The sequence below is a fragment of the Dactylosporangium aurantiacum genome (genome assembly GCF_000716715.1).
Classification (GTDB): domain Bacteria; phylum Actinomycetota; class Actinomycetes; order Mycobacteriales; family Micromonosporaceae; genus Dactylosporangium; species Dactylosporangium aurantiacum.
Map to the genome: position 1 here is coordinate 1 of NZ_JNYJ01000151.1, position 518 is coordinate 518.

Consider the following 518-nt stretch of genomic DNA (forward strand, 5'->3'; position numbering starts at 1 on the left):
CGCTTCGACATGTGTGGGTATCCCTTCAGGCGGTGTGGCCGACGAGCAGGTCGGCGAGCTTGTTGAGGCGCTTGATCGTGCGGTCCTCGGTGGCGGCGGCGGCCGGGGCGACGCGTTCGGAGCGGTCGTAGTAGGCGCCGTTGACGATCTCGGTGGCCGGGTCGCAGAGACGAACGACGTGCTGGGCGCCCTCGGCGGCGGATTCGCCCTCGTTCCCGTACAGCGACAGGAGACCGGTCGCGCAGACACCGGGGTGGACGGAGACGGCGGTGACGCGCAGGTCGGAGGCGAAGACGGTCAGGGCCAGTTGCGACTGCGCGTAGGCGGCGAGCCGTGAGTAGCGGCGCTCCCGGTTCGGGTCGCTCCACTGGATGGCCGCGGTGCGGTGGAGGGAGGAGGAGACGTTGACGACGCGCCCGCCGGGGTCGGTGGTGAGGGCGGATTCCAGGAGGTTGGTGAGGAGGTAGTGGGCGAGGAAGTTGACCTGGAAGGCGACCTCGTTGCCGTCGACGGTGAGC

At 69.9% G+C, this 518-nt stretch carries 1 protein-coding gene; it reads right to left on the reverse strand.

Annotated features, from left to right (window positions below):
- Positions 1-25: 25 nt before the first annotated feature.
- The coding region (locus OP18_RS59020; protein WP_033368032.1) for a short-chain dehydrogenase at positions 26-518 on the reverse strand (493 nt) is incomplete at its 5' end.